14 protein-coding genes are annotated in these 17449 nt (G+C 60.3%); 9 read left to right on the forward strand and 5 right to left on the reverse strand.

Features of this window, described 5'->3' with window-relative positions:
* Nucleotides 1-10 precede the first annotated feature (10 nt).
* Nucleotides 11-871 (forward strand): phosphonate ABC transporter, permease protein PhnE, encoded by an 861-nt coding sequence (gene phnE / locus IV493_RS06285; RefSeq protein WP_107319863.1) that lies wholly within the window; start codon nucleotides 11-13, stop codon nucleotides 869-871.
* Nucleotides 868-1752 carry a phosphonate ABC transporter, permease protein PhnE gene (gene phnE, locus IV493_RS06290; RefSeq protein WP_095706989.1) on the forward strand — a complete coding sequence of 295 codons (885 nt, stop codon included), beginning with the start codon at nucleotides 868-870 and terminating at the stop codon, nucleotides 1750-1752. The genes phnE (IV493_RS06285) and phnE (IV493_RS06290) overlap by 4 nt, the downstream gene beginning before the upstream one ends.
* Here phnE (IV493_RS06290) and IV493_RS06295 read toward each other — a convergent pair.
* On the reverse strand, nucleotides 1706-4315 hold the full coding sequence (locus IV493_RS06295; RefSeq protein ID WP_195857931.1) for an ATP-binding protein: 2610 nt from the start codon (nucleotides 4313-4315) through the stop codon (nucleotides 1706-1708). The genes phnE (IV493_RS06290) and IV493_RS06295 overlap by 47 nt on opposite strands.
* A gap of 147 nt (nucleotides 4316-4462) precedes the next feature.
* Here IV493_RS06295 and IV493_RS06300 point away from each other — a divergent pair, with 147 nt between their 5' ends.
* The 4 genes from IV493_RS06300 (at nucleotide 4463) to IV493_RS06315 (ending at nucleotide 8723) form a co-directional block, all read left to right on the forward strand.
* Complete coding sequence (locus tag IV493_RS06300) at nucleotides 4463-5971, forward strand: sugar ABC transporter ATP-binding protein (protein WP_195857932.1); 1509 nt, start codon at nucleotides 4463-4465, stop codon at nucleotides 5969-5971.
* A 16-nt stretch (nucleotides 5972-5987) separates the two neighbouring features.
* The gene (locus tag IV493_RS06305; RefSeq protein WP_013358325.1) at nucleotides 5988-6968 is read left to right on the forward strand and encodes a ribose ABC transporter permease; all 981 of its coding nucleotides are present in this window, start codon (nucleotides 5988-5990) and stop codon (nucleotides 6966-6968) included.
* A gap of 89 nt (nucleotides 6969-7057) precedes the next feature.
* On the forward strand, nucleotides 7058-7996 hold the full coding sequence (locus tag IV493_RS06310) for an ABC transporter substrate-binding protein (RefSeq protein ID WP_013358324.1): 939 nt from the start codon (nucleotides 7058-7060) through the stop codon (nucleotides 7994-7996).
* A 43-nt stretch (nucleotides 7997-8039) separates the two neighbouring features.
* A complete protein-coding gene (locus IV493_RS06315) occupies nucleotides 8040-8723 on the forward strand; it encodes a D-lyxose/D-mannose family sugar isomerase (RefSeq protein WP_013358323.1) in 684 nt (227 codons plus the stop codon).
* A 52-nt stretch (nucleotides 8724-8775) separates the two neighbouring features.
* Here the strand turns inward: IV493_RS06315 and IV493_RS06320 are convergent, their stop codons facing one another.
* A complete protein-coding gene (locus IV493_RS06320; protein WP_179291159.1) occupies nucleotides 8776-9660 on the reverse strand; it encodes an AraC family transcriptional regulator in 885 nt (294 codons plus the stop codon).
* Between the two features lie 134 nt (nucleotides 9661-9794).
* Here IV493_RS06320 and IV493_RS06325 point away from each other — a divergent pair, with 134 nt between their 5' ends.
* Nucleotides 9795-10526 carry an SDR family oxidoreductase gene (locus IV493_RS06325; RefSeq protein ID WP_195857933.1) on the forward strand — a complete coding sequence of 244 codons (732 nt, stop codon included), beginning with the start codon at nucleotides 9795-9797 and terminating at the stop codon, nucleotides 10524-10526.
* 39 nt (nucleotides 10527-10565) lie between these two features.
* Here IV493_RS06325 and IV493_RS06330 read toward each other — a convergent pair whose 3' ends face one another.
* A complete protein-coding gene (locus IV493_RS06330; RefSeq protein WP_013358320.1) occupies nucleotides 10566-11309 on the reverse strand; it encodes a response regulator in 744 nt (247 codons plus the stop codon).
* Nucleotides 11310-11731: 422 nt separating this feature from the next.
* Here IV493_RS06330 and IV493_RS06335 point away from each other — a divergent pair, with 422 nt between their 5' ends.
* Nucleotides 11732-13030, forward strand: a complete 1299-nt coding sequence (locus IV493_RS06335; RefSeq protein WP_197042348.1) for an NCS2 family permease — start codon at nucleotides 11732-11734, stop codon at nucleotides 13028-13030.
* Nucleotides 13031-13321: 291 nt separating this feature from the next.
* On the opposite strand, the gene IV493_RS06340 is transcribed toward IV493_RS06335, so the two are convergent.
* Together IV493_RS06340 and IV493_RS06345 are read right to left on the reverse strand one after the other, a co-directional pair.
* Nucleotides 13322-13636, reverse strand: coding sequence for a hypothetical protein (locus IV493_RS06340; protein ID WP_195857934.1), 315 nt, complete (start codon nucleotides 13634-13636; stop codon nucleotides 13322-13324).
* A 381-nt stretch (nucleotides 13637-14017) separates the two neighbouring features.
* On the reverse strand, nucleotides 14018-15472 hold the full coding sequence (locus tag IV493_RS06345; protein ID WP_033783426.1) for an AMP nucleosidase: 1455 nt from the start codon (nucleotides 15470-15472) through the stop codon (nucleotides 14018-14020).
* Nucleotides 15473-15934: 462 nt separating this feature from the next.
* Here IV493_RS06345 and IV493_RS06350 point away from each other — a divergent pair, with 462 nt between their 5' ends.
* Complete coding sequence (locus tag IV493_RS06350) at nucleotides 15935-17344, forward strand: EmmdR/YeeO family multidrug/toxin efflux MATE transporter (protein WP_013358314.1); 1410 nt, start codon at nucleotides 15935-15937, stop codon at nucleotides 17342-17344.
* The last annotated feature ends 105 nt before the right edge of the window (nucleotides 17345-17449 follow it).

Consider the following 17449-nt stretch of genomic DNA (forward strand, 5'->3'; position numbering starts at 1 on the left):
AGAACCCCCTTTGACCGACTTCGAACACTATTACCAACGCATCCGCCGCCAGCAGAAACGTGACACACTGCTCTGGTCACTGCTGCTGGTGGCGCTCTATCTGGCGGCCGGGAGAGTGGCAGAATTTAATCTGCTCACCGTCTGGCAGTCACTGCCGCACTTCTTCGACTATCTGCACGAAATCCTGCCGGTGCTGCATCTGCCGCTGCTGTTTGCCGACGGTAAGACCGAAGGCTCGCTGGCTTACTGGGGCTACCGTCTGCCGATTCAGCTGCCGCTGATCTGGGAAACGCTGCAGCTGGCGCTGGCTTCGACGCTGGTGGCCGTCGCCCTGGCAGCGGTACTGGCCTTTTTTGCCGCCGATAATACCCAGACGCCGGTCAGCGTGCGGATGACGATTCGCGCCTTTGTTGCCTTTCTGCGCACCATGCCAGAGCTGGCATGGGCGGTGATGTTTGTCATGGCGTTTGGCATCGGGGCGATCCCCGGCTTTCTGGCGCTGGCGCTGCACACCGTGGGCAGCCTGACCAAGCTGTTTTACGAGGCGATTGAGTCGGCGTCGGATAAGCCGGTGCGTGGCCTGGCCGCCTGCGGTGCCAGTAAGCTGCAGCGGATGCGCTTCGCCTTCTGGCCGCAGGTGAAACCGATTTTTCTCTCCTACAGCTTTATGCGGCTGGAGATTAATTTTCGCTCCTCCACCATCCTCGGACTGGTCGGCGCGGGCGGCATCGGCCAGGAGCTGATGACCAACATCAAACTGGACCGCTACGATCAGGTGAGTATTACGCTGCTGCTGATTCTGATCGTGGTTTCGCTGCTGGACACGCTATCCGGCCAGCTTCGTCGCCGTGTCACAGGAGATCGGACATGATAAGCCACGTACCGGATGTCGCACTGCTGAAGCAGCAGCATCGTGAACTGTTCGCCGCGCAGCCGCGCTATCTGCGCCGCATCGGGCTGATGGCGCTGGCGGTGCTGCTCTATTACCTCTTTTTCTTCTCGGTATTTGGCCTGGAGTGGTCGCGCCTGCTGATGGGCTGCCAGCAGCTGGGGCGCTATTTCCTGCGGATGTTTGTCTGGCACGACTTCCTGAACTGGCCGTTTGGCTACTATTTTTCACAGGTGGGGATCACTTTAGGGATTGTCTTTGCCGGGACGCTGACGGCCTCGCTGCTGGCGCTGCCGCTGTCGTTTCTGGCGGCGCGCAATGTGATGCACGATCGCGCCGCGAAGCCGCTGGCGTTCCTTGTGCGGCGTCTGTTCGATGTGCTGCGCGGTATCGATATGGCGATCTGGGGACTGATATTCGTGCGTGCGGTGGGGATGGGGCCGCTGGCCGGGGTGCTGGCGATTATCCTGCAGGATGTGGGACTGCTCGGTAAGCTTTATGCCGAAGGGCACGAAGCGGTGGAGCGCTCACCCAGTCGCGGGCTGGGCGCGGTCGGCGCCAACAGCCTGCAGAAACACCGGTTCGGCATCTTCACCCAGTCATTCCCGCAGTTCCTGGCGCTGAGCCTTTACCAGATTGAGTCCAATACCCGCTCAGCGGCGGTGCTGGGCTTTGTCGGCGCGGGCGGCGTTGGCCTGGTCTACGCCGAGAACATGCGGCTGTGGAACTGGGACGTGGTGATGTTCCTGACGCTGATCCTGGTGGTGGTGGTTATGGTGATGGATGTGATCTCCAGCCGCCTGCGTAAGCGCTACATCAGTGGCAAGCCGGTGCCGCTGTGGCAGCCTGCTGCGCGCGATTAAGCCGTTCACTGCGCTGCCAGGCGCGCTGGAGCGCCTGCACCAGCTGGACCTGCTGCCAGGGCTTCGCCAGTCGCTCACACAGCGGCAGCGTCACCGGCTGGTGACGCAGATCCTGACCGCTGATGAGCAGCGTCGCCAGCTGCGGCCAGTTCTGCTGCGCCTGGCGAATCACTTCCGCGCCATTTATCTCGCCGGGCAGCATCAGGTCGCTGATCAGCAGGTCGATATCGGGCGTCTGGCGCAGCAGCGCCAGCGCCGCTTCACCGTCGCCACACTCCAGCGTCAGATACCCCAGCTCGTGCAGATGCTCACACAGCGTCTGGCGCACCGCCGGTTCATCATCCAGCACCAGTATCAGCCGGTTGTTCGCTGCCTCTGCCTCGGCGGGCTTTGGCGGTGGCGGGGTGATGACGGCAGTAGCAGCGGCTTCCGAAGCTCGAGGCAACAGCAGCCGCACCGTGGTGCCCTGGCCCGGCGCAGTGTCCAGTTCAATCTGCCCACCTGACTGCCGCACAAAGCCGTAAACCATCGACAGCCCCAGTCCGCTGCCGCTGCCGGTGGCTTTGGTGGTGAAGAAGGGCTCGAAAACCTGCTCGCGGACGTCGGCCGACATGCCGCAGCCGCGATCAATCACCTCAATTGTGACCCGGTCACGTTTTTCATTCCCTTGCGGCTGGCGCTGATTCCGGATACGCAGCCGGATTTCGCCGCTTTGCTGATGCATCGCATCACGCGCGTTTACCACCAGATTCATCAGCGCATTCTCCAGCTGGCTGGCATCAATCCAGGCCAGCCAGCCGGGACGCTGCGCATCAATGATCAGCTGCTGTCCCGGCAGCAGCGAGTGCTGCAGCAGTCCCTGCAGGTTATCCACCAGCGTGACCACCGACACCGCGCGCGGATAGAGCGCCTGCTTACGTGAAAACGCCAGCAGACGCTGCGTCAGCTGGGCGGCGCGATCGGCGGCCTGCCGCGCCCGTTCTACCCGGGTTGCCAGCGGGCCGGGCATCAGCTGGCCTTCGGTCAGCGCCAGACTGCCAATAATCACCGCCAGCAGATTGTTGAAGTCGTGCGCCAGGCCGCCGGTCAGCTGGCCGACTGCCTTCATCTTCTGACTGTGCTGTAGCGCCTCCTCCAGCGTTTTACGTGAGGTCCGGTCCAGCACGGTATTGACCATGCCGCGCCGCGGGATCGGGCTGAAGCGCAGCTCCAGCGTCCGGCCATCGGCCAGCCGTATCTCCTGCTGTTCACCGGGATCGTGCAGATCGACCGCCAGCGGGGCCAGCAGTTGCTGATAGTGGACGCCGCGATGCAGCTCACGCGGCGCAATGCCGAGCAGCTCGGCATACTGGGCGTTCCACACCACCAGCTGACCGCTGTTATCGAACAGGGCAAAGCCGTCGCGCATCGCCAGGAACGTAGACTCCAGTTGATTGCTCTTCTCTTTCAGCAGACGTGAGGTGTGGGCCAGCGAGGCGGTATTGCGGGCAAAGACGTTAAACGCCCGCGCCAGCTCGCCCAGCTCGTCGCGCCGTTGCAGTCCCGGCACGCTGACGTTCTGCTCGCCCTGCGCCAGCCGCGTCATCGCCCCGGCAATCGCCGTCAGGCTCGACCCAAGATTGCGGTAAATATAGATCCCGGCATAGCCAGTGATCGCCAGCGCCAGCAGCACAAACAGGGCGATAAAGCCGATGATGGAGTCGAGTTCGTGGTGGGTGGCCTGGGTGCGCGCCTCGCTCTGCAACGCAACCTGCTGCACCGACGCATTGATATCGTCGTTCAGCATCGCCACCAGCGCTTTAATCCGGTAGGTGGCGTAGGCGATCGCCAGGTCACTCTGCTCCAGCGCCTCCGCCAGCGGCAGCAGGCGCTGCTGAGTGGCGAGCAGCCGCTGTACCTGCTCGCCGGTGACACCCGTCAGCGGCACCGTGCGCCACTGCGTCATGATCTGCTGAAGCTGCTCAATCACGGCGATGGGCGAGGGCGTACGGATGGCGATGGTGATCAGCCGTTCGGTCTGCTCGCGCAGTGCGGCATCCGGCCGCGTCCGCTGTTCCCGCTGCACCCGCTGGTCGATATGACTGAGCAGAATCTGCGTCTGCCACAGATCGCTCAGCATGTTGTTGCGCTGCAGATGCCGCTGATGGCTGTTCAGCAGCAGGCTGTTAATCGTCTGCTCCAGCATCAGGCTGCGGGCGCGGATCCGGGCGATGCGCTCCGGCTGACGGGCCGCCAGCGGCGCACTCGCCAGCAGGCTCAGCGACTGCTGTAACGCCTGCTGATTCTGCTGCAGCCGCTGTGATTCGCTCTGATACTCCAGCGCCCCGACCACCTGCGACAGCCGCACGGCCGCCGTCGCCACGTTGGCGGTGTCACGTGCCAGCGCCAGGCTGCCGTTCATATCTGCCAGCGTCTGCGCCTGTGCCTGCTCCTGAATCGCCCCGGCATGACGAAAGCCGACGATCGCCACCACGCTCACCATCAGCGTGACCAACACCACCAGCAGATTGAACATCAACAGGCGGCCACGCGCCCCGGCCTGCCACGGATAACTGTGCTGCATCCCACGACCTCTTCTTCACGGCAACCGTGGGCCGAGTATAGGAGCGTGACGTCGGGCATTTATGACAAATATGAATGGCCGCTGACATTTTCCGTTTATCTGGCGTTGCTTAACTGGCGGCTATCCACAGTCCGCAGGAGCAGGGCGATGACAGCCACACCGATACTGGAAATGCGGGGCATTACCCGACGCTTCGGCAATTTTTATGCCCTGAAGGGCGTCGATCTCACGGTGTATCCCGGTGAGGTTCACGCGCTGATGGGAGAGAACGGCGCGGGTAAAAGCACACTGATGAAGATTCTGGCCGGTGCCTATACCGCCAGCAGCGGGGAAATTCTCATTGAAGGCAAGCCCTATACGATTAAGGGGCCGAAAGAGGCGCTGGCTGCCGGGATCACCCTGATTTATCAGGAGATCAACCTGGCACCCAACCTGACGGTGGCGGAGAACATTTTTCTGGGTAGTGAAATCGCGCCCGGCGGGCTGGTGAAGCGGCGGCAGATGGCCGAAGAGGCGCAGCGGGTGATTGACCGGCTCGGCGCGCAGTTCAGCGCCTGGGATCTTGTCAGTCGTCTGAGCATCGCCGAGCAACAGCAGGTCGAGATCGCCCGCGCACTGCAGCGCAACAGCCGCATCCTGGTGATGGATGAGCCGACCGCCGCGCTCTCAAACCGTGAAACTGAACAGCTCTTCGCGCTGATTAAACGGCTGCGCAGCGAAGGCATGGCGATCATCTACATCAGTCACCGTATGGCGGAGGTCTATGAGCTGTCCGACCGCGTCAGCGTGCTGCGTGACGGGGTGTATGTCGGCAGCCTGACGCGTGACCAGCTCAACGCCAGCGAACTGGTGCGGATGATGGTCGGGCGGCCGCTCAGCGACCTGTTTAACAAAGACCGCGCTATCCCGCTGGGCGACATCCGGCTGGCGGTGAATCATCTGACCGACGGCGGCAAAGTGCATCCCAGCAGTCTGGCTGTGCGGGCAGGGGAAATTGTCGGGCTGGCCGGGCTGGTGGGTGCGGGGCGCAGCGAACTGGCGCAGCTGATCTTCGGCGTGCATAAGCCGAAAGAGGGCGAGATCTGGATCGACGGCGAGAAGGTCACCATTCATTCGCCGCGCGATGCGATTGCGCGCGGCATCGGTTTCCTCACCGAGAACCGCAAAGAGCAGGGGCTGTTTCTGGAGATGGCGGCGCAGGAGAACATCGTGATGGCGACGCTGGAGCGCGACGCCAGTTACGGGATGCTCAACCGCCGCAAAGGGCAGACCATCGCTACGGAGGCGATCGCCTCCCTCAATATTCGTGTACCGCACGCTCAGGTCCGGGCGGGCGGCCTGTCAGGTGGCAACCAGCAGAAGCTGCTGATCTCGCGCTGGGTGGCGATTGGTCCGCGCATTCTGATCCTTGATGAGCCGACGCGCGGTGTTGATGTCGGCGCGAAAAGCGAGATTTACCGCATGATGCAGGAGATGGCGCGGCAGGGCGTGGCGATTTTAATGATCTCCAGCGAACTGCCGGAAGTGGTCGGCATGAGCGACCGCGTTTACGTGATGCACGAAGGCACCATCGTCGGTGAACTGGAGGGCAGCCACATCAGTCAGGAAAATATTATGACGCTGGCAACCGGTGCGCACAGCACGTCAGCAGGCTAAATCTGAGGAGACCACCATGTCACAACTGGCCCGCACTAACGCGCCGACGCTGAAACGCGCCCTGATGGGTGATCTGCTGCAAACGGTAGGTATCCTGCCGATTCTGATCCTGATCGTGGCGGTGTTTGGTTTCGTTACGCCGAACTTCTTTACCGAAGCGAACCTGCTGAATATCACCCGCCAGGCGTCGATCAATATCGTGCTGGCGGCGGGCATGACCTTTGTCATTCTGACCGGCGGTATCGACCTGTCGGTAGGGTCAATGCTGGGCACCACGGCAGTGGTCGCGCTGGTGGCGTCGCTGGATCCGATGCTTGCCTCGCTGACCATTCCGATGGCGCTGGGCGCGGGTCTGGTGATGGGGCTGTTCAACGGTATCCTGGTCGCCTGGGCCGGATTGCCTCCCTTTATCGTCACGCTCGGCACCTACACCGCGCTGCGCGGGGCGGCTTATCTGCTGGCGAACGGCACCACGGTGATTAACTCCGATATTAACTTTGAGTGGATTGGTAACGGCTATCTCGGGCCGGTGCCGTGGCTGATTGTGATTGCCTTTGCGGTGATCGCCATCTGCTGGTTCATCCTGCGCCGCACCACGCTGGGCGTTCATATCTACGCGGTCGGCGGCAACATCCAGGCGGCACGTCTTACCGGCATCAAGGTTGGCGTGGTGCTGCTGTTTGTCTACGGCATGAGCGGCCTGCTGTCGGGGCTGGGCGGCTTAATGAGCGCCTCGCGGCTCTACAGCGCCAACGGCAACCTCGGCGTCGGCTACGAGCTGGATGCGATTGCGGCGGTGATCCTCGGCGGCACCAGCTTTGTCGGCGGCATCGGCACCATCACCGGCACCCTGATTGGCGCACTGATTATCGCCACGCTGAATAACGGCATGACGCTGATGGGCGTCTCCTATTTCTGGCAGCTGGTGATCAAGGGCGCGGTAATCATCATCGCGGTCCTGATCGACAAATACCGCACCCGTCATCATGTGAGCTGAGGCTTAAAAGGGCGGAGGCGCCGTGTCGCCGCCGCCACCCAAAAACGCCATTAAGCGGTTGGCACCTTGAAAACAGCAGGAGAAGGTCTATGCGTTTTAATCCGATTGTAACCGGGCTGCTGGCGGCAACGCTGTTCAGCACCGGCCTGGCTCAGGCAAAAGAACTCAAATCTATCGGCGTCACGGTCGGCGACCTGGCTAACCCCTTCTTCGTGCAGATCACTAAAGGCGCAGAGATGAAGGCGCGTCAGCTGGCGGGCGATAAGGTCAATGTCACGCTGGTCTCCAGCGGTTACGACCTTGGTCAGCAGGTGGGCCAGATTGATAACTTTATTGCGGCCAAAGTCGACATGATTATCCTCAACGCCGCGGACTCCAAAGGGATCGCCCCGGCGGTGAAGCGGGCGCGTGACGCCGGTATCGTGGTGGTGGCGGTCGACGTGGCCGCCGATGGTGCCAATGCGACCATCACCTCCGATAACACCGAGGCGGGCGCAATGGCCTGTAAATATATTTCTGACCGCCTGAAGAACAAAGGCAACGTGGTTATCATCAACGGACCGCCGGTTTCAGCCGTACAGAACCGTGTTGAAGGCTGCATGAACGAGCTGAAAACCCATCCGGACATCAAGCTGCTCTCGTACAACCAGAACGCCAAAGGCAGTCGTGAAGGCGGACTGGAAGTGATGACCGGTCTGCTCTCGGCTAACCCGAAAATTGACGCCGTGTTTGCCATCAACGACCCGACTGCGATTGGCGCGGACTTAGCCGCGAAACAGGCGCAGCGCAGCGAATTCTTTATCGTGGGCGTCGATGGATCGCCGGACGGGGAAGAGGCGCTGAAGCGCAAAAACTCACTTTTCGTCGCCACGCCAGCCCAGGATCCGCAGGTCATGGCAGCCAAAGCGGTCGAGATTGGTTATGACATTCTGCAGGGCAAACCCGCGCCGGATAAACCGGTGCTGATCCCGGTGAAACTGATCGATCGTAATAATATCGGCAGCTATCAGGGCTGGACGGTGAAATAAGCGTCAGGGCGGCACCTTCGGGTGCCGCTCTCAGGAGACCACCATGCAACGTTCAGAGGTTAATGACTACCTGCAGCATACCCGCGAGTTCTTCCGCCAGCAGGATGTGCATCTGCCGCCGTGGGCCGATTACAGCGTCAGCCAGTGGCGTGCGCAGGATCGCGACGTGATACAGGAGATTCTGGCGCTACGGCTGGGCTGGGATCTCACCAGCTTTGACGCGGCAGATTTTATGCAGACTGGCCTGACGCTGTTTACGCTGCGTAACGGCTCGCCAGGTGGACAGCCGTGGCATAAACCCTACGCCGAGAAGATCATGCACGTGCGCGAAGGGCAACTGACGCCGATGCACTATCATCCGCGCAAGATGGAAGACATCATCAATCGGGGCGGCGGCAACCTGATTGTCGAACTGCATAACCACGACAGTGACGGGCTGGCTGACACGCCGGTGGTGGTGTCGCTGGATGGCCTGCGCCAGATCCATGCTGCCGGAACACAGCTGCGACTCTCTCCGGGTGAAAGCGTGACGCTGGAGGCGGGCGTCTGGCACAGTTTCTGGGGCGAAAACGGCTTCGGCGACGTGCTGGTGGGTGAGGTATCGATGCCCAACGATGATGAAAATGACAACGTGTTTCTGACGCCGCTGGCCCGTTTCAACCCGCTGAATGAAGATGAAGCGCCGCGCTGGCTGCTGTGTAATGACTATGCGAACGGCTTTCTGTGAGTTGCCCTCCACTGAGCGCAGAATGGCAGGGCGCATCAAGTTCGCTTACCTGTCATGTTTCAGTGCCGGTCAGCCTGAGTTTTCTGATGCTGCGTGCGGGCGGTTCACCGAACAGGCGCGCATATTCCCGGGTAAACTGCGTCAGACTCTCGTAGCCCACATCTGCCGCGACGGCGGCGACATTGCCGGGCCGCAGCACCAGCGCTTTGCGCGCCTCATAGAGCCGGAGATGTTTTTGATACTGCAGCGGCGAAAGCCCGGTGCTGGCCCGAAAGCCACGATGGAAGGCCGACAGACTCATGCCCGCCATCGCTGCCAGCGTCTCAATGCGAAACGCGGTAGCATAGTGCGCGCGCAGCCAGACCAGCGCCTTTCTGATCTTCGCAAAATGCCCGTTTAACTCTGCTGCCTGACGCAGCACGCCGCCCTGCGTACCCTGCAACAGCCGGTAAAGCATCTCGCGCTCCACCAGCGGCGCCATCACCGCGATCTCCTCCGGTTTTGTCAGCAGGCGCATCATCCGCAGCCAGACATCCGCCAGCGCATCATCCACCCTGTTAACCGAAATGCCTTTGTTCGTAGCGGGAAGAGCGGTCACAGGCATCTGATGCAGCAGATCGCTGATGGCGGCGAAATCGAGCGTCAGACGTACGGCGAGATAGGGCGAGGCTTCGCTGGCTTCAGTGATGTCGCCAGTGGCGGGCAGATCGAACGACGCGGTAAACATTTCACCTGCGGAATAGCGGATGGATTGTGCGCCCACCTGCAGCCTTTTTTCTCCCTGCAGAATCAGGCTGACGAACGGCGGATAGATTTCTGGCGGCAGAGCCATCGGCTGGCTGACGCGATAGAGATCCACGCGCGGAATCGTCGTCGCAGTGAGGTCGTCTGCCGCGCACGCCAGCACTTCATCTCTTAACGCTTCAAGGCCTTTCATATTGCGTGACTCCGGCGGATTCAGCGCCTGACAGGAGAAAGCAGGAATGGGCAAATTTTAGGCAGGATTGCAGCCGCCGCGCAACCGGCTGAGGATTATTCTCGCTCTCTGGTCTTTGAGCAGGATGGTATGGAATGAAAATTGAAGAAGCAGTAATCATGATTACCGGCGCATCGTCGGGGATCGGTCAAGCCACGGCGCGTGCGGCGCAGCAGGCGGGTGCGCGGGTTATCTTACTGGCACGACGCAAAGACCGACTGGATGCTCTCGCGGATGGATCAGGCAAAGCGCTGGCAGTAGCCTGCGATGTGACTCAGCCTGGCCAGATTGCAAACGCCGTCAGACAGGGGCTGGCACGCTTTGGCCGGATTGATGTGCTCATCAATAATGCTGGTCAGGGGCTGTACGCGGCGGTTGAGGAAATAGAGGCGGCGGATTTCAGGGCGCTGCTTGAGCTGAACCTGATTGCCCCGCTGATGATGATGCAGGCGGTGATCCCACCAATGCGGCGGCAGGGCGCAGGGCGCATTATCAACGTCAGCTCCGGGGCGACGCTGGCAACGTATCCAGGGTCGGCGGCCTATACCAGCTCCAAAGCGGGGCTGAATATGCTCTCCGGCGTGGCGCGGCTGGAACTGGCTGAGGCCGGGATTACGGTTTCCACGGTGTATCCGTTTATGACCCGCTCAGAATTTTATCAGTCGGTGAAGTTGGGACAGGAAGCCGCGATTGCGCAGGCTGAGCAGAGCGCCGCATTCGCGCACGCGCCTGAGCGCGTGGCGGAAAAAATTCTGGCAATGGTTGAAAGCGGAGAGGCACAGGGGGATCTGGTGCCGCGTGCCTGGGGCGGAACGTATGACGACTGAGGTGAGCACGCCTGTCACTGGCAGGTCGCTCAGAATGACTCAGGCGATCTGGCTGGCGCGCGGCGCGATTTCCGGTTTCATCACGTCAGCGGAAAAGACGTAACCCAGCCCGCGAATGGTGCGAATCAGATCAGGCTGATGCGGGTTGGTTTCAATTTTGCGGCGCAGTCGCATAATCAGCACGTCGATGGTGCGGTCAAACACATCGAGACTTTCACTGTGGGTCAGCTCCAGCAGCTGATCGCGGGTCAGCACCTTACGGGCGTGACGCACCAGCGCGCGCAGCAGGCTGTATTCTCCCTGGGTCAGCGGCACCAGTTCGCGCTGCGGATTAAACAGCTGGCAGCGGCCATCGTCCAGTTGCCAGCCGCTAAACCGCCAGCCCGCCTGTTCAGGATCGGCCTGTGCAATACGCCCGCTGCGACGCAAAGCGGCACGGGCGCGGGCCACCACCACGCGGGGATTAAAAGGCTTGGCGATGTAGTCGTCTGCGCCCATCTCCAGACCCACCACCATCTCCGCTTCTGACCCCATACCGGTCAGCATAATCACCAGTACCTCGGGTCGCTGACGCTGGAGCTGCTGCAACACCAGCAGCCCGTTGGTATCGGGCAGCATCATATCCAGCATCACCAGCGAAATCTCCGGGTGCTCGCTGAGCATCGATAGCGCCTCGCGTCCCTGATGACAGCGGTAGACCGTTAACAGATGTTCACTTAACGCATCCTGCAGGACGTCACAGACAGCAGGATCATCATCCACCACCAAAATCGCTGGCTTCATGGCGCGGCCTCAATGTTACGAAAGAGTTAATTCTGGAGTCTACACAGGCCAGAGAAGGTTGCTGAGGCAGCGTACTGAAACGTGACCCGCTTCGCCTGTGAGAGTATGGAAGCGTGCGCTGGCGCAGAGTTTTTGGGGGTTACTGATTTGCCGCAGGAAAACGATTGCGCGGGATCGGTGCATTGCACCATAATCGCGCCTCGTTTTGGTTCGGAATCTTCTTAGGCGCGTCCGGCTCTGCCAGGTAATCGATTGCGTCGGCAGATGGCATGGCAATTGCTTTGGGCAGTGGGTAACGCAGGGATTTCAGGCGGTTCTGGCACGCAAGTATGCAGCGGCCGGTAACCCTGTCCCGGAAACAGAATAATCAGCATACAAACCCCTTTAGCAAGAGAGACGGCTGTCTCCTGTATCGAGAGATGATGATGTTAGAAAAACTATTCAAACTCAAAGCGCATAACACCACGGTTCGTACCGAGATTATCGCCGGGATCACTACCTTCCTGGCGATGGCCTATATTCTGTTTGTGAACCCGAGCATTCTGGGCGCAACCGGCATGGATAAGGGCGCGGTGTTTGTCGCGACCTGTCTGGCGGCGGCGATTGGCTGCGTGCTGATGGGTCTGATCGCCAACTACCCGATTGCGCTGGCACCCGGCATGGGACTGAACGCCTTCTTCACCTATACCGTGGTGCTGCACATGGGCTACACGTGGCAGGTTGCGCTGGGCGCGGTGTTTCTCTCGGCGGTAATTTTCTTCGCGATGTCGCTGTTTAAAATCCGCGAGTGGATTATTGCCAGTATCCCGCTGCCGCTGCGCGCCGGGATTGGTGCAGGTATCGGGCTGTTCCTGGCGATTATTGCCCTGGAAGGGGCGGGCATCGTGGTCGATAACCCGGCGACGCTGGTGGGCATTGGCGATCTGACCAAACCGGGTCCGCTGCTGGCGATGCTTGGCTTTGTGGTGATCGTGGTACTGGAAGCGCGTCGCGTGACCGGTGCGGTGCTGATCGGCATCCTGCTGGTGACCTTTATCTCGATGGGCATCGGTCTGTCGCCGTTCGCGGGCGTCTTCTCTGCGCCGCCGTCGATTGCACCGACCTTCCTGCAGCTGGATATCGCCGGGGCATTTAACGTCGGCCTGATCAGCGTGATCTTTGCCTTCCTGTTTGTCGATGTGTTTGATAACACCGGCACGCTGCTGGGCGTGACTAAACGTGCCGGTCTGGCGGATGAGCAGGGCAATGTGCCCAAGATGGGGCGTGCGCTGATTGCCGACAGTGCGGCTGCACTGTTTGGTTCACTGCTCGGCACCTCGACCACCACCAGTTATGTGGAATCGGCGGCGGGCGTGAGTGCCGGTGGCCGTACCGGACTGACCGCGATCGTGGTGGGTGTGCTGTTCCTGCTGGCACTGTTCTTCTCGCCGCTGGCCTCCAGCGTGCCGGTTTACGCCACTGCGCCTGCGCTGCTGTTTGTGGCGGTACTGATGGCATCGGGACTGGCAGATATCGACTGGAAAGATATCACCACGGCCGCGCCGGTTACCGTGACTGCGCTGACCATGCCGCTGACCTATTCTATTGCTAACGGCATCGCGTTTGGTTTTATTACCTGGACGCTGGTGAAGCTGCTGAGCGGTCGTGCGAAAGAGGTGAATGCGGCGCTGGTGATCCTGTCGATTCTGTTTGTGATTAAGCTTGGGTGGTTAAGTGCCTGATGGGTGCCTGGCGGCGGGGTGAGTTTCGCCTCGCGGCGGGCAGGTATGAGCGGGGTACGCGTTGCAGCGGGCTGGCTTTGAGCAGGTTTCGCCCGCCAGGCGATGGGGAGTTTCAGGTTGCCCATGCAGGCGGACGCGTCAAGGGGCGGACGCCCGCCCCTTAACAATCCCGGCGTCCGGCAGCCTGCGCGCCCCGCTGTGCGGGGTGCCTTCGTCACGCCCTGCGGCCGACGGACCGTCCGGACGCGCCATCCCTGGCGCGAACCGTCCTTTCGCCGACGTCCTGTCGGCTCATCCTCGCCTCCGGTTGTTCCTCAGCGCTTCGGATGCCTCTGAGAAACCCCCGCCTGTGATTTCTTTTTGTTTTCTCTGGTGCTGTATTGTCTGCTGAACTGTAAAGCCAAAGCCAAAGCCAAAGCCAAAGCCAAAGCCAAAGCCAAAGCCAAAGCCAAAGCCAAAGCCAAAGCCAAAGCCACAGCCAAAGCCAAAGCCAAAGCCAAAGCCACAGCCAAAGCCAAAGCCAAAGCCAAAGCCACAGCCACAGCCAAAGCCAAAGCCAAAGCCAAAGCCAATCCCGGAAACGTAAAGCGATAAACGTGCCAACACAGAAAGAAGAGATAACAGCGAGGGGGCAGGGAGGCCATCTGAACCGCTGAGCGGATGAGGGATTTCAGGACGAGCGACAGGGATGTCGCGAAGAGGCGGGTTCGCGCCAGGGATGGCGCGTCCTGCCGGTCCGGGAGAAATCCGGAAGAAGCGAAGGGACCGCGAAGCGGCGGTAAAGCAGGCCGGAGCCGGGGGTCAAGGGGCGCGGCGACTGGCGCCCCTTGTCGGTCGCCTGCAGAGGCGTGTCTGAAACTGCCCAACTGATCAGGCGAACGAAACCCCGCTCAGAGCCCGTTCGCGCAGCGAACAATCCCCGGCATCAGCCCTTCTGCCAGCCCGTTCGCGCAGCGAACAAAACTCCCCGAGCCAGCGGCGATACACCTACCGGAAAGGCGGCTCATTAAACGTCCGCAACTTGCGTGAATGTAACTTGTCACCCTCGGCGCGCAACAGCTCAACCGCATGAATACCAATCTGCAGATGCTCTGAAATCGCCCCCTCATAGAAGCGGTTTGCCTGACCGGGCAACTTGATCTCGCCATGCAGCGGCTTGTCGGAGACGCACAGCAGCGTGCCGTACGGCACCCGGAAACGATAACCCTGCGCGGCAATGGTAGCGCTCTCCATATCGACCGCTACCGCGCGGCTCAGGTTAAAGCGCAGGGCCGACGCAGAGTAGCGCAGCTCCCAGTTGCGATCGTCGGTGGTCACCACGGTGCCGGTACGCAGGCGCTGCTTCACCTCTTCGCCTGGCATGCCGCTTACCGATTTGGTGGCGTCATACAGTGCGCGCTGCACTTCGGCAATGCTTGGCACCGGGATGTCTGGCGGAAGCACGCTGTCGAGTACGTGATCGTCACGCAGATAGGCATGGGCCAGCACATAGTCGCCGATCCGCTGGCTCTCGCGCAGACCGCCGCAGTGACCAATCATCAGCCAGGCGTGCGGACGCATCACCGCCAGATGATCGCAGATGGTTTTGGCATTCGATGGGCCGACACCGATATTAATCAGCGTGATGCCGCGACGATTAGGCGAGGTGAGATGCCAGGCAGGCATCTGATGCTTCTTCCACGCCAGATCAGAAAGCATCGACTCGCTGTTGGCGGTGTCGGCCGTCAGCACCACGTCACCCGCACAGGCCAGGCTGTCGTAAGGGGTGTTGGGATCGCGCACCTGCTCAATCGCCCAGCGCACGAACTCATCCACATAACGGGTGTAGTTGGTGAACAGCACAAACGGCTGGAAGTGCTCTACGCTGGTGCCGGTGTAGTGACGCAGGCGGGCCAGGGAAAAGTCGGTGCGCAGCGCGTCGAAGTGCGACAGCGGAAATTTGGCGTCGGCGTGGAACAGACCGTCGGTGGTCTCATCGCCAATCTGTGACAGCTCTGTGGTCGGGAAGTGGCGCGCAATACCGGCGCTCATGGTGCGATCCAGCGACAGATCGGAACCGTCGATCACGTAAGGATAGGGGATCTCCTGGCTGGACGGCACCACGTCGATCTCCAGCTGATACTCTTTCTCCAGCATCGCCAGTTGTTCTGAAATATAGTGGCGCAGTAATGCCGGACGGGTAACGGTGGTGCTGTAACTGCCGGTATGGGTAAAGCGGCCCCAGGCACGCGTGCGGTTCTGCTGCGGACCTTCACCGTGCCAGGTGATGCGCAGCTCCGGGTAAACAAAGAGTCCTTTTTCCCGTTCCGCGGCATCGGGCAGCGTTCCGTTTTCGGTAAACACTTTAATCGCCGCACGCAGCGCATCAACGGCACCATCGTAAAGGCGTTCGAGTTCATCCAGCGCCTGCTGGCTGGTCAGGTTTTTCCGTAGTGTCGGCATGGTTTCTCCTTCCATTTTTTTCCGCAATTTGCCCCAAGCTTAGCGGGTTTGTTGCAGAGATTGGTGAAGAATCTGTGATCGCCTTTTTTTTGCGCTAACGACGCGCGTAATCTGACCGGTACGGCGCTGAGCCGGAACACACATCATTAAAATTCGGTAAGAAAATCTTTATGATCGAAACAGGCGGTGTCGCCGTGTCTGTTGCGCTGCAAATGACAAGGGAGCGACAATGCAGCTAGCGGCATCGTGATGACAGGCGATCGTAACGTCCCGGAAATAATCAGGTTTGCTACAGCGGTCAGCCTGGTGGGGCAGAATCTGCCGAATCTGAACGAAAAAGTTTGTAACCATGATTAATTTGTCCCGGAAAGACTTTGCATATTTCTCTGCCCACTATCATCATTAGATCTCGTCAGTCTCTTCTGATTTGGTAATCCTTTGCAAAATCCCGGCGTAGCAGTGATGCAGGCGATTAAGCGCACGGCGTGGTACCCGAAACGCCGCTCTTATCGCACGCTCTACTGGCGTGAAATATCGCCATTAGCAGTGCCTATCTTCTTCGAGAACGCCTGTGTGCTGTTGATGGGCGTACTGAGCACCTTCCTGGTCAGCTGGCTGGGCAAAGAGGCGATGGCGGGCGTTGGCCTGGCCGACAGCTTCAACATGGTGATCATCTCGTTCTTTGCGGCTATCGATCTCGGTACCACGGTGGTGGTGGCATTCAGTCTGGCAAAACGCAACGGCAAGCGCGCCCGCGCCGCCACGCGTCAGTCGCTGGCGATGATGACAATACTTGCCTTTGTGCTGGTGATCGCCATTGAGTTCTGGGGCCATCTCATCGTCGATGCCATCGCCGGTGCCGCCGACCCCAAAGTTAAAGCGCTGGCGCTGAGCTATCTGCAGACCTCCGCCTGGAGCTACCCGGCAGCGGCCATCACGCTGATCGGCAGCGGGGCGCTGCGTGGCGCGGGTAACACCAAAATCCCGATGCTGATTAACGGCGGCATGAACATCCTCAACATCATCATCAGTAGCGTGCTGATCTATGGCTGCTTCTCGTGGGACGGTTTAGGGTTTATCGGTGCCGGACTCGGGCTGACCATCACCCGTTATATCGGGGCGATCGCGGTGATTTACGTGCTGATGATCGGCTTTAACGCCTCGCTGAAGATCACGTTGTCGAGCTATTTCCGGCGATGGAACAGCAGCATTCTGATGGAAGTTTTAGGTATAGGTGTGCCTGCCAGTATCGAGTCGGTGCTGTTCAACGGCGGTAAACTGCTGACGCAGGTGTTTGTGGCAGGCATGGGCACCAGTGAGATTGCGGGTAACTTTATCGCCTTCTCGGTCGCCTCGCTGATCAACCTGCCGGGCAACGCGCTGGGTTCCGCATCAACCATCATTACCGGTACCCGTCTGGGCAAAAATCAGGTCTTCCAGGCGGAGCGTCAGGTGCGGCATGTTTTCTGGCTGGCAACGGCCTGCCTGAGCGCGATAGCGCTGCTGACGGTGCCGCTGGCCGGGTTGCTGGCGCGGTTCTATACCAGCGACCCGGAAGTGATCAACGTAACGAAACATCTGCTCTGGCTGAATGCGCTGTTTATGCCGCTCTGGGCCGCATCATGGGTGCTGCCTGCGGGCCTTAAAGGCGCACGCGATGCGCGTTACACCATGTATGTGTCGATGTTCAGCATGTGGTGCGCGCGCGTGGTGGTCGGTTATCTGCTGGGCATCCAGCTTGGCATGGGCGTCACCGGCGTCTGGCTGGGGATGTTCCTTGACTGGACGGTGCGTGGCATCTTCTTCTGGTGGCGACTTAACAGCGGCAAGTGGCTTAACCGCTACTATAAAATGATCGCGAAAACCGGGTAGCAGCATGTATATGCCTTCTCCTTTCACCGGGGGAAGGCATCACCTCTCAGACCCCGCCTTTTAAAATAACATCTCCGTCACATCTCCAGGCTTTCAGGTATAATT

Origin of the sequence: Pantoea sp. SM3640 (assembly GCF_015654165.1) — a bacterium.
Classification (GTDB): domain Bacteria; phylum Pseudomonadota; class Gammaproteobacteria; order Enterobacterales; family Enterobacteriaceae; genus Pantoea; species Pantoea vagans.